The organism is Aeromicrobium sp. PFPM2_SD2 (genome assembly GCF_057364525.1).
Map to the genome: position 1 here is coordinate 1 of NZ_JBNFNZ010000028.1, position 12,276 is coordinate 12,276.

Below are 12,276 nucleotides of genomic sequence, written 5' to 3' on the forward strand. Positions count from 1 at the left end.
GGTCGGCGAGGGCGCCCAGAACGGGCCCGACGGCGTTCGCGACGGCCAGGACGCCGGCGGCGGCCCCGCCGTACGCGTACCGGCCGGTGGCGTCGCTGACCAGCAGGAGGGTGCCCATCTGGCTCATGGCAAGCGGAACTCGCCCGAGGAAGGCTACGAGGACGTAGGCGGGCCCGACGATCCGCAGGAGCTCGCGGTAGGCGGCGACGGCTGACACGGCGCGACGAGTCTAGTGACCGTCCTGGCCGGCCGGCCGGGGTCGGCTCGATAGGCTCGGGCGGTGCCGCCCACCCACGCCCGCCGGGCCACCTTCGGACTGTTCGGCCTCAACGGCTTCCTGCTCGGCATGTGGATCGTCCACATCCCGCTGGTCAAGGACCGCACCGGCATCGACGACTCCACCCTGGGTGCGCTGCTGCTGCTGATCGGCGTCGCCGCCCTCGTGGGGATGCAGGTCGGCGGCCGGATGGTCGACCGGGTCGGCTCGGCCCCGACGGTCGCGGTCGCCATGACGACGCTGGCCGTGAGCCTGCCGTTCATCGCGCTGACCGAGTCCCCCGTCGTCCTGGCCGTCGTCCTGGCGGTGCTCGGCCTGGCCAACGGGTTCGTCGACGTCGCGCAGAACGCGCAGGCCGTCGTGGTCGAGCGGGCGTACGGCCGTCCGATCATGGCCGCGTTCCACGCGCTGTTCTCCATGGGCAACCTCGCGGCCGCGCTGCTCGGCGGGCTGCTGATCGGCCAGGACGTCGGCATGCTCGCCACGCTCTCGGCCGCGGCCGTCCTAGGCGTCGCCGGCGCCCTCGTGACCCGCCGTCCCCTGCTCGACGACGCCGCGCCCGAGCCGACGGACGAGGGCGGACGCCGGCGCGTGCCGTGGACGCCGAAGGTGGTCCTGCTCGGCCTGCTCGCGTTCGCGCTCATGCTCAGCGAGGGCGTGGCCTACGACTGGAGCACCGTCCACCTGCGCGACAGCCTCGGCTCCAGCGAGACGGTCGCGGCCTGGGCGTTCGGCGCCTTCTCGGCCACCATGACGATCGTGCGCCTCGTCGCCGACCGGGTCGTGGCCCGGGTCGGGACGGCGACGTACGTCAGCGGCGCCGCGCTGGTCGGCGCCGTCGCGATGCTCGGCGTCGTTCTGGCGCCCAGCGCGCCCGTCGCCATCGCCGCCTGGGCCCTGTTCGGCGTCGGCCTGGCCGGCTGCGTGCCGCAGTTCTTCAGCGCCGCGGGCAACGTCGACCCGACCGCCGCCGGCACCTACCTGGCCCGCATCACCAGCTTCGGCTACACCGGCCTGCTCGCCGGCCCGTCGATCATCGGCTTCCTGCGCACCTGGGTCTCGCTGCCCACGGCGCTGCTCGTCCCGCTCGTGGGCTGCCTGGCCGCGGGCCTGCTCGCGCGCCGGGCGCTGGCCGAGCGGGAGCCGGTGTGAGACGTCCGCTGGCCGAGCTGGTCGCCCCCGACTGGGCCGAGGCGCTCGCCCCGGTCGAGGACCGCATCCACGCGATGGGCGACTTCCTGCGTGCCGAGACCGCGGCCGGGCACGGCTACCTGCCGGCCGGCGACGCCGTCCTGCGCGCGTTCCGCGAGCCGATGGCCGACGTCCGCGTGCTCGTCGTCGGCCAGGACCCGTACCCGACGCCGGGCCACGCCATGGGCCTGTCGTTCTCGGTCCAGCCGGACGTGCGCCCGCTCCCGCGCAGCCTGGTGAACGTCTTCGCCGAGCTCGAGGCCGACCTCGGCATCGCGCCGGCCGCGTCCGGCGACCTCACCCCGTGGGCGCGGCAGGGCGTGCTGCTGCTCAACCGCGTGCTCACCGTCCGGCCGGTGCCGCGGCCAGCCACCGCGGCAAGGGCTGGGAGGAGGTGACCGAGCAGGCCATCCGCGCGCTCGTGGCCCGGGACGCCCCGCTCGTGGCCGTCCTGTGGGGCCGGGACGCGCAGGGCCTCGTGCCGCTGCTGGGCGCCACCCCGGTCGTGGCCAGCGCCCATCCCAGCCCGCTGTCGGCCTCGCGCGGGTTCTTCGGGTCGCGTCCGTTCAGCCGGGTCGACGCGGCGCTGGAGGCGCTCGGGGCACGACCGGTGGACTGGCGCCTGGACCCGTAGGGTGACGCCATGAGTCTCTCCCACGAGCGCGACCGCGTCGTCGACCACGGCTTCGCCGTCCTGCAGAAGTGGGGCATCCGGATCGTCGTCTACGCCGCGGCCGCCGTCGTCATCGGCTGGGTCATCGGCCACACCTGGATGGTGCTGTACCCGCTCGCCATGGCCCTCGTGGTCGCCACGGTGCTCCAGCCGCCGACCGGGTTCCTGCGCCGCCACGGCTGGCCGGACGCCCTCGCCGCCGTCACCGTCATGCTCAGCTTCTTCGCGCTGATCAGCGCCCTGGTCGCGCTCATCGCGCCCCAGGTCGCCGGCCAGGCCGACGACGTCGCCGAGGGTGCCGTCGACGGGCTGCAGCAGGTCCGCGAGTGGCTGGTCACCGGCCCGTTCGAGGTCACCGAGGGCCAGATCACCAACGCCATCTCGGCCGTCCAGGACCGCATCCAGTCCAGCGCCACCCAGATCGGGTCGGGCGTCTTCTCCACGATCGGCGTCGCCACCGGCGTCATCGTCAACGTCGTGCTAATCCTGGTGCTGACCTTCTTCTTCATGAAGGACGGCCACAAGTTCCTGCCCTGGATCCGCTCGATCGGCGGCGAGAACGTCGGCGGCCACCTCAGCGAGCTGCTCACCCGCATCTGGAACACCCTGGGCGGCTTCATCCGGGCCCAGACGATGGTGGCCGCGATCGACGCGATCATCATCGGCGCCGGCCTGGTGATCCTCGACGTCCCGCTGGCCGTGCCGCTGGCCGTCATCACGTTCTTCGGCGGCTACATCCCGATCATCGGCGCGTTCGTCAGCGGTGCGCTCGCGGTGCTCGTCACGCTCGTGACCAACGGCTGGCAGGAGGCGCTCGTCGCGCTGGCCATCGTCCTGGTCGTGCAGCAGCTCGAGGGCAACGTCCTGTCGCCGTGGCTGCAGGGCAAGAGCATGAACCTGCACGCCGGCGTCATCCTGCTGTCGGTGACGGCCGGCGGCTCGATGTTCGGCATCACCGGCGCGTTCCTCGCCGTCCCCGTCGCCTCGGCCGTGGCCGAGACGCTGCGCTACCTGCTCGAGCGGATCGACCGCGAGGCCGGGATCGTCGACGAGGACGCCGAGCCCCCGCTGGACGAGCCGCACCCGGTCGCCGAGCAGCCCTGACCGGGCCGCCCGCACCGCCGGGGACGACAAGAAGGGGCGACCGCGATGCGGTCGCCCCTTCTCCGTCCACCCCCAGCGTGTGTCGCGGGAGAGGAGAGCCGGCTGACGTCCCCCGATCGCCAGCCGGCCGCTCGCTCACCTGTGCTCACACCAGTGATGGGTTCACCGTACTGGACCCGGACTAGGTCCGTCTAGTCACAACGGACTAGGCCTGTCGTCGTCCGGCGTCGCGCCACCGGCCACGGTGCCGGTCGCGGCCTCGGCCGGGTCCTCGACCGCGTCCTCGGTCGCGACCTCGCCGAGAGTCGGCTCGACGGTGCCGGACGCGTCCTCGTGGACGAGCCACAGCACGCCCGCCGGCGGGATCTGGACCACCGCGGACGCGGGCTGGCCGTGCATCGGCTCGTCGGTGGCCTCGACCCGGCCGAGGTTGCCCACGCCGGAACCACCGTAGACCTCGGCGTCGGTGTTGACCACCTCCCGCCAGGTGCCGGTGGCCGGCAGCCCGACCCGGTAGTCGTGGTGCGGGGCGCCGGAGAAGTTGCAGATGCAGGCCAGCTGCGAGCCGTCCGCGCCCACGCGCAGGAAGCTCAGCACGCTGCCCGCGGCGTCGGAGGCGTCGATCCAGACGAAGCCCTCGGGCCGGGCGTCCTGCGACCACAGCGCCGGGGAGGCGACGTACGTGCGGTTGAGGTCGCCCACGAGGCGCAGGATGCCCGTGTGCAGGGGGTCGTCGAGCTCGTGCCAGTCCAGCGACCGGCCCTCGGACCACTCCCCCGACTGGCCGAACTCGCCGCCCATGAACAGCAGCTGCTTGCCCGGGTGGGCCCACATGTAGGCCAGCAGGGTGCGCACGCCGGCCGCCTTGTTCCAGGCGTCGCCGGGCGAGCGGCCCCACAGCGAGCCCTTGCCGTGGACGACCTCGTCGTGCGAGAGCGGCAGCACGAACTGCTCGCTCCAGGCGTAGACGAGCGAGAAGGTGATCTCGTCCTGGTGCCAGGAGCGGTGCACGGGCTCACGGCCCAGGTACTGCAGCGTGTCGTGCATCCAGCCCATGTTCCACTTCATCGAGAAGCCCAGGCCGCCGGTGCCGGTCGGCGCGGTGACGCCGGGCCACGACGTGGACTCCTCGGCGATGACGAGGGTGTCGGGGTGGTGCTTGGCGACGGTGCCGTTGAGCTCCTGGAGGAACTGGACGGCCTCGAGGTTCTCGCGGCCGCCGTGGACGTTGGGCTCCCACTGGCCGTCCTGGCGCGAGTAGTCCAGGTAGAGCATCGAGGCGACGGCGTCGACGCGCAGGCCGTCGACGTGGAACTCCTCGAGCCAGTACAGCGCGTTGGCGACCAGGAAGTTGCGCACCTGCGGACGTCCGAAGTCGAACACGTAGGTGCCCCAGTCGGGCTGCTCGCCGCGGCGCGGGTCGGGGTGCTCGTAGAGCGGGGTGCCGTCGAAGCGGGCCAGCGCCCAGGCGTCGCGCGGGAAGTGCGCGGGCACCCAGTCGACGATGACGCCGATGCCGCGCTGGTGCAGGTGGTCGACGAACCAGCGGAAGTCGTCCGGGCTGCCGAAGCGGGATGTCGGCGCGTAGTAGCTGGTGACCTGGTAGCCCCACGAGCCGCCGAACGGGTGCTCGGCGACGGGCAGCAGCTCGACGTGGGTGAAGCCGTGCTCCAGCACGTACGTGGCGAGCTGCTCGGCCGCCTCGCGGTAGGACAGTCCCTGGCGCCACGAGCCGAGGTGCACCTCGTAGATGCTCATGGGCGCGTCCGACCAGGTCGTGGCGGCGCGGCGCTCGAGCCACTCGTCGTCGCCCCAGGCGTGCTCGGAGCGGGTGATGATCGAGGCGTTGGCGGGCGGCACCTCGGTGGCGAAGGCCATCGGGTCGGCCTTCTCCTGCCACTGCCCGTCCGGGCCCTCGATGCGCAGCTTGTAGGCGTGGCCGGGCGCGGCGCCGGGCACGAAGCCCTCCCAGATGCCGCCGTCGGTGTGCGCCAGCGGGTGCGCGTCCGAGCTCCAGTCGTTGAAGTCGCCGGCGACCCGCACCGAGCGGGCGTTGGGCGCCCAGACCGCGAACGACGTGCCGTCGACGCCGTCGACCGTGCGCGGGTGCGCCCCCAGCGCCTGCCACAGGCGCTCGTGCCGGCCCTCGCCGATCAGGTGCAGGTCGAGCTCGCCCAGTCCGGGCTGCTTGGCGTGCTTCATGCGGTCTCCTCGACGATGCGGGCGATGGACGACAGCGGAATGGCCAGCCAGTCCGGCCGGTTGGCGTGCTCGTAGCCGACCTCGTAGACGGCCTTGTCCAGCTCCAGGGCCGCGAGCAGGACGCTCTGCTCGCGCGGGTCGCCGAGGTCGGAGACCGAGCGTAGCCGTCGCAGAACGCGTCGCGGTTCACCTGGGCCCAGGCCAGGGCGCCGTACTCCAGCGCCTGGGAGTCCTCGGGGTTGCCGACCAGCAGCTGGTGGGCGGCGTAGTCGAACGAGCGCAGCATGCCGGCGACGTCGCGCAGCGGCGAGCGGAGCGCGGCCCGCTCCTCCAGCGGGGCGGCGGGCTCGCCCTCGAAGTCGATGACCGTCCAGCCGCCGACGGTGCGCAGCACCTGGCCCAGGTGCAGGTCGCCGTGGACGTACTGGCTGCGCAGCGGTCCGGGCAGCGCGCGCACCTGCTCGAGCACCGCGCGGATGCCGGGAACGTGCGGCGCGAGGGCCGGCACCTGCGCGGCGACGTCGTCCAGCCGCTCGGTCATGACCCGGACCTTGCCGGCCAGCTCCTCGGGCCCGACGTCCTCGGTGCCCAGGGCTCGGGCGAGGTCGGCGTGGACGTCGGCCACGGCCTGGCCGAGCCGGCGGGCCTCGCCGGAGAAGTCGCCACCGTGCTCCTCGGGCGCGGTGCCCGGGTCGGCCATGAGGTCGCGGACGCTCGTGGTGGCCATGGCCCAGCCGTCGGCGGCGTCGGGGAAGAACTGCTGCATCATGCCCAGCGTCGTCTCGCCGCCGTCGAAGCGGCCGGCGATCGACCCCAGCGGCTGGGCGATGTGCCGGCAGCCGGCGTCGCGCAGCGCGCGGTGCAGCACGAGGTCCTTGTTGACGCCCGGCGACAGCCGGCGGAAGAGCTTGAGGATGTACTGGCTGCCGAAGACCAGGGACGTGTTGGACTGCTCGCTGGTGATGGGACGTCCGCGCAGACCGGCGTCGAGGACGACGTCCGGCTCGAGGTGGAAGGTCACGTCGCCGACGCTCGCCTCGCGCGCCAGCAGGCCGAGCAGCTCGCTGGTGACGTCGGCGTCGCCGGAGGCCTCGTACATGGTGATGCCGTCCTCGACCTCGATCACCGCGGCGGCCGGGACGTCCGGCGCCTCGGCGCGACGCGCGCCGACCAGCAGCTGGTACACGTCGCGCCGGTCGCCCTGCAGCACCTCGACGACGAGGTGGACGAGGGCGGGGTCGCCCTCGACCAGCAGCGTGGTCTCCAGCGGCCGCACCGCGTCGACCGGCCGATCCTTGCCGGCGAACCACCGGCGTCCGGTCAGCCACTCGGGCAGGGCACGCAGGACGTCGTCCATCCACGGGGTCGGGCTCATGGCGCTCACCTCGGGTCGTTGTCGTCGGACTGGCACAGCTCGAACCAGTAGAAGCCGTGCCCGGGCAGGGTCAGCAGGTACGGCAGCTCGCCGATCTCGGGGAACCGCACGCCGCCGGTGAGCTCGCTGGGCACCAGGCCCTGGAAGGCCGAGAGGTCCAGCTCGACCGGCTGCGGGAACCGCGACAGGTTGTTGACGCACAGGACGGTGTCGCGTCCGCCGTCGGGCCGGGTGTACGTGCGCTGGTAGGCCAGGACGCTCGGGTTCGAGCCGCCCAGGTCGACGAAGTCGCCCTCGGCGAAGGCGATGTGCTCCTTGCGCACCTGGATCATCCGGCGGGTCCAGTTCAGCAGCGACGCCGGGCTGTCCTGCTGGGACTCGACGTTGATCGCCTCGTAGCCGTACGTGGCGTCCATGATCACCGGCAGGTAGATGCGACCGGGCGTGCACGAGGAGAAGCCGGCGTTGCGGTCCGGGCTCCACTGCATCGGGGTGCGGACGGCGTCGCGGTCGCCCAGCCAGATGTTGTCGCCCATGCCGATCTCGTCGCCGTAGTACAGCACCGGCGAGCCGGGCAGGCTCAGCAGCATCGCGGTGAACAGCTCCAGCTGGTTGCGGTCGTTGTCCAGCAGCGGGGCGAGCCGGCGGCGGATGCCGATGTTGGCCTTCATGCGCGGGTCCTTGGCGTACTCCGCGTACATGTAGTCGCGCTCCTCGTCGGTGACCATCTCCAGGGTCAGCTCGTCGTGGTTGCGCAGGAAGATGCCCCACTGGGCGCCGTCGGGGATGTCCGGCGTCTGCTGCAGGATCTCCGAGATCGGGAAGCGCGACTCGCGGCGCACCGCCATGAAGATTCGCGGCATGAGCGGGAAGTGGAAGGCCATGTGGCACTCGTCGCCGCCCACCGAGGGGTCGCCGAAGTACTCCACGACGTCGCTGGGCCACTGGTTGGCCTCGGCCAGCAGGACGCGTCCGGGGTACTCGTCGTCGACGACCTTGCGGCACTTCTTGAGGTACTCGTGGGTGCGCGGCAGGTTCTCGCAGTTGGTGCCCTCCTCCTCGAACAGGTAGGGCACGGCGTCGAGCCGGAAGCCGTCGATGCCGAGGTCGAGCCAGAAGCGCAGGACGTCGATCATCGCCTCCTGCACGGCCGGGTTCTCGTAGTTGAGGTCGGGCTGGTGGCTGAAGAAGCGGTGCCAGAAGAACTGGCCGCGCACCGGGTCGTACGTCCAGTTGGACGACTCGGTGTCGACGAAGATGATGCGGGCGTCGCTGTAGGCCGCGTCGTCGTCGCTCCAGACGTAGAAGTCGCCGTACGGCCCGTCCGGGTCGGTGCGCGAGGCCTGGAACCACGGGTGCTGGTCGGAGGTGTGGTTGAGCACCAGGTCGGTGATGACCCGGATGTTGCGCTTGTGCGCCTCCTCCAGCAGGAAGACGAAGTCCTCGACCGTGCCGAACTCGGGCAGCACCGCGCGGAAGTCGCTGATGTCGTACCCGCCGTCGCGCAGCGGCGAGGCGTAGAACGGCGGCAGCCACAGGCAGTCGACGCCGAGCCACTGCAGGTAGTCCAGCTTGCCGGCCAGGCCGCGCAGGTCGCCGGTGCCGTCGCCGTTGGAGTCGGCGAAGGCCCGCACGAGCACCTCGTAGAAGACCGCGTGCTTGTACCAGGCCGGGTCCCGCGGCGCCTCGTGCGCCGCGGTGAAGTCGCCCGCCTGAGGCTCGACGAGGAGTCCCTCCTCGGTCACCGCCTCTCCGGTGTGCGGGACGTCCTCGAGGCCGTCGAGGGGGTCGTGGCGCTGGAGCTCGGAACCGATGGCGTCGGGCATGTCCCCTACCTTCGCGCAGGTGCCCGGATGCTGCGACCCGACGACGTCAGGCGTCCGTCACGACGGCCGCGACGTGGGCCACGGCCACCGCCGGGTCGAGCCGGACGTAGTTGTGCTCGCCCCACGTGAAGGACGACCCGCTCACCTCGTCGAGCACCACGACCGGCTCGCCGGGCTCCAGGCCGAGCGCCTCGAGGTCGAGGTGGAGCGTGCCCTCCTGCGGCTGGTGCGGGTCGAGCGTCACCACCACGACCACGGCGTCCCCCGTGGCAGGGTCGGTCTTGGAGTACGCGAGCAGCGCCTCGTTGTCGATCTCGTGGAAGTGCAGCGTGCGCATCTGCTGCAGCGCGGGGTGCGCGCGACGGACCTCGTTGAGCCGGGTCAGCCACGGCTCCAGCGAGCGGCCCTGCTCCAGCGCCGCGTCGAAGTCGCGCGGGCGCAGCTCGTACTTCTCGGAGTTCAGGTACTCCTCGCTGCCCGGTCGCACCGGCTCGTGCTCGTAGAGCTCGTAGCCCGAGTACACGCCCCAGGTCGGCGACAGCGTGGCCGCGAGCGCGGCCCGCAGCGCGAACATGCCGCGCCCGCCCACCTGCAGCGACTCGTGCAGGATGTCCGGCGTGTTGACGAACAGGTTGGGCCGGCTCTCGTCCCAGCGGTCGCGCAGCATCTCGCCGAACTCGACCAGCTCCTCCTTGCCCGTGCGCCACGTGAAGTACGTGTAGCTCTGGGTGAAGCCGAGCCGGGCCAGGCCGAACAGCACGGCCGGGCGCGTGAACGCCTCGGCGAGGAACAGGACGTCCGGGTGCTCGCGCTTGACCTCGGCGATGAGCCAGGCCCAGAAGTCCGGCGGCTTGGTGTGCGGGTTGTCGACCCGGAAGATGCGCACCCCGTGCTCGACCCAGAACAGCACGACCCGCAGCACCTCGGCGTAGATCGCCTCGGGCGCGTTGTCGAAGTTGACCGGGTAGATGTCCTGGTACTTCTTCGGCGGGTTCTCGGCGTAGGCGATCGTGCCGTCGGGCAGCACCGTGAAGTACTCGGGGTGCTCGCGGGCCCACGGGTGGTCCGGCGCGGCCTGCAGGGCCAGGTCGAGCGCGACCTCCAGGCCCAGGTCGGTGGCCCGCGCGACGAACGCGTCGAAGTCGTCGATCGTGCCCAGGTCCGGGTGCACGGCGTCGTGGCCGCCCTCGGCCGAGCCGATGGCCCACGGCGAGCCCACGTCGTCCGGGCCCGGGTCGAGGGTGTTGTTGCGGCCCTTGCGGTTGATCGTGCCGATCGGGTGGATGGGGGGGAGGTAGACGACGTCGAAGCCCATGCGCCGAGCCCGCTCGAGCATCGGCAGGGACGTCGCGAACGTGCCGTGCACGGGCCTGCCGTCGGCGTCCACGCCCCCGGTGCTGCGCGGGAAGAACTCGTACCAGGAGCCGAACGCGGCGCGCTGTCGGTCGACCCAGAGCTTCTGCGGCGTCCCCTTGGTGACCAGCTCGCGGACGGGGTTGTCGTGCATGACGGCGCGCACGGCCGGCGAGAGCGCCGGCTCCAGCCGCTCGTCCAACGGACGGGACGTGTCGCGCAGCGCGGCGGCGGCCTGCTGCAGCAGCGCGCGGGACCGCCGGTCGGGGCTCGCCTCCAGCACCCGGGCACCGACCTCGAGGTCGTTGGCGAGCTCGTCGGCGTCCTGGCCGGCGGCGACCTTCTTCTCGACCGCGTGCAGCCAGGTGGCCCACGGGTCGCTCCACGCGTCGACCCGGAACGTCCACGTGCCGACGGCGTCGGGGACGATCGCGGCGGCGAACCGGTCCAGGCCCACGCCCTGCGGCTCCATGCGCACGCTGCGCGCGGTGCGGTCGCCCGGGCCCTTCCAGACCACGGTCGCCGCGACGGCGTCGTGCCCCTCGCGCCACACCGTCGCAGTCACCGGCACGTGCTCGCCCACCACGGCCTTGGCCGGGAAACGTCCGCCGGCGACCTGCGGGCGGACGTCGTCGATGCCGAGTCGTCCCTGCACAAGGTCCCCTCTCGTCGTCGCGCTACGAGCCCCAGCCTGCCAGCGCGGCGGCCGGCCGCAACCGGTCGTGCGGGGGACGCGGCTCAGCCGGCCGGGTCGAACCAGCCGGAGGGGCCCAGCTCGGCGCCCATGCGGGGCACGTACTGGTCGAAGTAGATGCGGGCGACGAGCTCGCGGCGGCTGCGCACCGCGGCCTTCTCGAACACCGACTTGAGGTGGTCCTGCACGGTGTAGGCCGACAGGTGGACGGCGGCGGCGATCTCGCGCGTGCCCAGGCCCTGCAGCACCAGCTGGGTGACGTCGCGCTCGCGCGGGGTGAGCCCGAACGCCGCCACGACGAGTGGCACGATCTCGGGCGGACGGGCCTCCTCGATGGTCACCACCACCTCGCCGCTGACCCCGTCGGGCCCCGCGAGCGGGCTGGCGTGCATGACCAGCCACAGGCCGCTGGCCGAACGGACCCGGCTGCGCGGCACGACCGACGTGCGTCCGCTGGCGAACCGCCGGGCCGCGCCCACGAGCGAGGCGACCGGGGCGATCGGGGCCCCGCTGACGGCCCCTGGACGAGCTCGTCGAGCCACGCCTCGGCACCGACGGACGTGCGGACGACCCGGTCGGAGGCGTCCACCACGAGCACGGCCGGTCCGCCCGGCGCGGTCGGCCGGTGGGCGGCCATCGCCGAGAGCAGGCCCGCGCGCATGCCGAGGGCGAAGACGCCCGACAGGCTCGCGGCGAAGCGCACCTCGTCGGGGTCGAACGGACGGTCCTCCTCGCGGAACAGGGCCAGGCCGCCCCACAGCATTCCGCGCTCGTCGGTGAAGACCATCCGCAGCTCGTCGCGGAAGCCGAAGTGCGGGCGCATGAACTGGTCCATCCGCACGGACGCGCTGACGTCCCCGCGGGTCTGCAGGTGCACTCCGGCCGCCGCGACGTGCTGGTCGGCCAGGACCGTGAACGCGGTCGGGTCGTCCTGGCCGTACTCGATCAGCCCGAACTCGTGGTCGTGCTCGTTGCGCCCGACCAGGCCGCCGTACTTCCGGGCGCCGGTGAGCAGTCCGGTGCCCGGGTCGGTGGTGGCCAGGCACGCCGCGTCGAAGCGGAGCGCCCGTCCGGTGGAGGCGATGGCCTCCTCGGCGAAGGTCTCCACGTCGAGGCCCGCGCGCGCGACGACCTCCACGTCGCGGCGCACGCGCTCCCCCAGGAGTCCGGTGACCATGCCGTTCAGTGTGCGACGACCGCCGGGTCAGCGGAACCCCCCAGCAATCTGGGATGACCGGCCCTCCCACGGCTGGTGGCTGAACGTTTTCCCGCTCGTGCGGGATGGTGCCGCGCCGAGCCCGGGACGGAGGGTGGTGAGCCGAGCGACGTCCGAGGGCGCCGGCCGCGAGGCCCGGCCCGGGACCGCGGCCCGCCGGCCGTGTCGCTCGTCCCCCCGGCCGCGACGCCCCCGGCGTGCGGCACCCCTCCCCCCAGGAAGAGAACGCATGAGCACCATCTCGCCCACCGACCGCACCGCCGACGCCCTGCGGGGCCTGTGCGGAGGTGACGTCCACCTGCCCGGCGACCCCCGGCTACGACGCCGCGAGGACGCCGTGGAACGTCGCGGTGGACCTGCGCCCG

7 protein-coding genes and 3 pseudogenes are annotated in these 12,276 nt (G+C 72.8%); 3 read left to right on the top strand and 7 right to left on the bottom strand.

The annotated features are described in order from the left end of the window. Positions 1 to 217: pseudogene (locus AC2W7G_RS03160) on the bottom strand (MFS transporter); the annotation flags it as partial. 63 nt (positions 218 to 280) lie between these two features. Between AC2W7G_RS03160 and AC2W7G_RS03165 the strand changes: the two are divergent. From AC2W7G_RS03165 to AC2W7G_RS03175, 3 genes and pseudogenes are all read left to right on the top strand, one after another. Then, the gene (locus AC2W7G_RS03165; protein WP_485867163.1) at positions 281 to 1,429 is read left to right on the top strand and encodes an MFS transporter; all 1,149 of its coding nucleotides are present in this window, start codon (positions 281 to 283) and stop codon (positions 1,427 to 1,429) included. Next, positions 1,426 to 2,102: pseudogene (locus AC2W7G_RS03170) on the top strand (uracil-DNA glycosylase). The gene AC2W7G_RS03165 and the pseudogene AC2W7G_RS03170 overlap by 4 nt, the downstream one beginning before the upstream one ends. A gap of 9 nt (positions 2,103 to 2,111) precedes the next feature. Then, the gene (locus tag AC2W7G_RS03175) at positions 2,112 to 3,245 is read left to right on the top strand and encodes an AI-2E family transporter (RefSeq protein WP_485867164.1); all 1,134 of its coding nucleotides are present in this window, start codon (positions 2,112 to 2,114) and stop codon (positions 3,243 to 3,245) included. A gap of 195 nt (positions 3,246 to 3,440) precedes the next feature. Here the strand turns inward: AC2W7G_RS03175 and glgB are convergent, their stop codons facing one another. The 6 genes and pseudogenes from glgB to AC2W7G_RS03205 form a co-directional block, all read right to left on the bottom strand. Further along, complete coding sequence (gene glgB / locus AC2W7G_RS03180) at positions 3,441 to 5,447, bottom strand: 1,4-alpha-glucan branching protein GlgB (RefSeq protein WP_485867165.1); 2,007 nt, start codon at positions 5,445 to 5,447, stop codon at positions 3,441 to 3,443. A 1,138-nt stretch (positions 5,448 to 6,585) separates the two neighbouring features. Then, a pseudogene (locus AC2W7G_RS03185) lies at positions 6,586 to 6,822 on the bottom strand (maltokinase N-terminal cap-like domain-containing protein); the annotation flags it as partial. 5 nt (positions 6,823 to 6,827) lie between these two features. Continuing rightward, on the bottom strand, positions 6,828 to 8,648 hold the full coding sequence (treS, locus tag AC2W7G_RS03190) for a maltose alpha-D-glucosyltransferase (protein WP_485867166.1): 1,821 nt from the start codon (positions 8,646 to 8,648) through the stop codon (positions 6,828 to 6,830). A 46-nt stretch (positions 8,649 to 8,694) separates the two neighbouring features. Beyond that, positions 8,695 to 10,656: a maltotransferase domain-containing protein gene (locus AC2W7G_RS03195; protein WP_485867167.1), complete on the bottom strand. Its 1,962-nt coding sequence runs from the start codon at positions 10,654 to 10,656 to the stop codon at positions 8,695 to 8,697. A gap of 83 nt (positions 10,657 to 10,739) precedes the next feature. After that, positions 10,740 to 11,036 carry a helix-turn-helix domain-containing protein gene (locus tag AC2W7G_RS03200; protein ID WP_485867168.1) on the bottom strand — a complete coding sequence of 99 codons (297 nt, stop codon included), beginning with the start codon at positions 11,034 to 11,036 and terminating at the stop codon, positions 10,740 to 10,742. Further along, on the bottom strand, positions 11,033 to 11,872 hold the full coding sequence (locus AC2W7G_RS03205; RefSeq protein ID WP_485867169.1) for a hypothetical protein: 840 nt from the start codon (positions 11,870 to 11,872) through the stop codon (positions 11,033 to 11,035). Before AC2W7G_RS03205 ends, AC2W7G_RS03200 begins: the two co-directional genes overlap by 4 nt. Positions 11,873 to 12,276: the final 404 nt, after the last annotated feature.

Bases quoted from the DNA above. Each gene is read 5' to 3' on its own strand.
- AC2W7G_RS03175 (WP_485867164.1), top strand. From the start codon at position 2,112: ATGAGTCTCTCCCACGAGCGCGACCGCGTCGTCGACCACGGCTTCGCC.
- glgB (WP_485867165.1), bottom strand. From the start codon at position 5,447: ATGAAGCACGCCAAGCAGCCCGGACTGGGCGAGCTCGACCTGCACCTG.
- treS (WP_485867166.1), bottom strand. From the start codon at position 8,648: ATGCCCGACGCCATCGGTTCCGAGCTCCAGCGCCACGACCCCCTCGAC.
- AC2W7G_RS03205 (WP_485867169.1), bottom strand. From the start codon at position 11,872: ATGGTCACCGGACTCCTGGGGGAGCGCGTGCGCCGCGACGTGGAGGTC.